At 77.1% G+C, this 656-nt stretch carries 1 protein-coding gene; it reads left to right on the top strand.

Annotation, left to right across the window (positions count from 1 at the left end; all coding sequences use genetic code 11):
• On the top strand, positions 1-501 hold a 501-nt coding region (locus AE652_RS42620), incomplete at its 5' end, for a FixH family protein (RefSeq protein ID WP_199823244.1).
• Between the last annotated feature and the right edge of the window lie 155 nt (positions 502-656).

Raw genomic sequence — 656 nt, 5'->3', positions numbered from 1 at the left:
GTGCTGGTCGAGGCGCTGGTCGCGGTGGCGGTGCTGGTGGTCACCACGATGCTCACCAACTCCCCGCCCGGGCGGGTGGCGGGCGAGGTCAAGGCCGGGGCGGCCGCCGCTCCGGCCGCCGGCGGGGCCGCGGCGGCGCCGCAGACCGAGCCGGGCCGCACCGTCGACCTCAAGCTCCCGTACGACACCAAGGGCCGGACGCCGAACGCCAAGGGCACCGCGACCGTCACCCTCAACCCGGCCCGGACCGGGCCGAACGAGGTGAAGCTCGCGCTGGACGGCGCGGACGGGCAGCCGGTGGACGTCCCCGAGGTGGAGCTCGCCTTCACCCTGCCGGACCGCGACCTCGGCCCGCTGCCGGTCGCGCTCACCCCGGAGGGCACCGGCCGCTGGAGCGGCACCGCGCAGCTGCCGCTGGCGGGCACCTGGGTGGTGTCGGTGCAGATCCGCTCCTCCGACATCGACCAGACCACCCCGACCCAGCAGTTCAAGATCGGGTGAGCGGGGTGACCGACATGTCGACGGACCACGCTTCGACGGGCCGCAATCCGGCGGGCCACGGCCCGGCGGACCACGCTTCGGCGGGGCCCGCGGGCTTCACCCGGCGGGCGCTGCTCGGCACCGCCGGGGCCGGGCTGCTGGTCGGGGCCGGCGCG

It is taken from the genome of Kitasatospora sp. MY 5-36 (genome assembly GCF_001182915.1).
GTDB lineage: Bacteria > Actinomycetota > Actinomycetes > Streptomycetales > Streptomycetaceae > Kitasatospora.
The sequence above is the reverse complement of the archived record's forward strand: the minus strand, read 5'-3'. Positions and strand labels throughout refer to the sequence as shown.